1 protein-coding gene is annotated in these 335 nt (G+C 46.0%); it reads right to left on the minus strand.

Translation table 11 applies throughout. The annotated features are described in order from the left end of the window. Positions 1 to 335 (minus strand): transposase (locus tag PZH32_RS12010; protein WP_275208490.1); only part of this gene is annotated, 335 nt, incomplete at both ends.

The following is a 335-nucleotide window of genomic DNA, read 5'->3' on the forward strand; positions in this document are numbered from 1 at the left end:
GTCGGTTGAGTTTCCGGTAGGTGGAATTCAGACTTTCGATAGCATTGGTCGTGTAAATGACCTTTCTGACATCCGGAGAGAACTTGAAAATGGGCGTTATTGCATCCCAGTTGTCATACCAGCGTTTCATGGAATTCGGGTATTTTGTGGTCCATTTCTCGGTGACGCGATCCAAAGCCAGTCTAGCCTTTTCTTCATCGGAAGCATGGTAAATCGTCTTTAAGTCGGCAGCAAACGCTTTTCTGTCCTTATCCGGAACGTATTTCAGAGTGTTTCTTACCTGATGCACAATGCATCTCTGATACTCTGTTTTCGGGAATGCAGCTGCGATTGCC

The organism is Adlercreutzia equolifaciens (assembly GCF_029076695.1).
Lineage (GTDB): Bacteria > Actinomycetota > Coriobacteriia > Coriobacteriales > Eggerthellaceae > Adlercreutzia > Adlercreutzia equolifaciens_A.